The organism is Thalassospira povalilytica (assembly GCF_002844235.1).
Lineage (GTDB): Bacteria > Pseudomonadota > Alphaproteobacteria > Rhodospirillales > Thalassospiraceae > Thalassospira > Thalassospira povalilytica.
Map to the genome: position 1 here is coordinate 1 of NZ_PGTS01000021.1, position 548 is coordinate 548.

At 58.8% G+C, this 548-nt stretch carries 1 protein-coding gene; it reads left to right on the top strand.

Translation table 11 applies throughout. The features are described from left to right. On the top strand, window positions 1-548 hold a 548-nt coding region (locus tag CU041_RS20265; protein WP_170310318.1), incomplete at both ends, for an Ig-like domain-containing protein.

The following is a 548-nucleotide window of genomic DNA, read 5'->3' on the forward strand; positions in this document are numbered from 1 at the left end:
ACGGCACAATCTGCAGATGGTGAAGACGTTGCCACCACCACCGGCTCGATCACCGTTGATGTGGCGGGCGTTGCAGACGCCCCAACCCTCGAAACTTCGAACGCCTCTGGCTCTGAGGACAGCGCAATTGCGCTCGACATTGACGCAGGCCTAGCGGACAGCTCGGAAGTTCTGTCGATCACGATTAGCGGTGTTCCGGACGGTGCGACCCTGTCGGCAGGGACTAACAATGGTGACGGCACCTGGACGCTGAATCCGGACCAATTGGAAGGTCTGACGATTACGCCGGCTGAGGACTTCAGCGGGTCGTTTGAGCTTGGTGTGACGGCGACTTCTGTGGATGGTGAAGATGTCGCGACGACCACGGGCAGCATCACGGTTGATGTTGCGGGTGTTGCGGATGCGCCGACGCTTGATGTGAGTGATGCATCTGGCAATGAAGATTCAGCTATTGCACTCGACATCGACGCTGGTCTGACCGATAGCTCGGAAGTTCTGACTGTCACGATCAGCGGCGTTCCGGACGGTGCAACCTTGTCGGCGGGTAC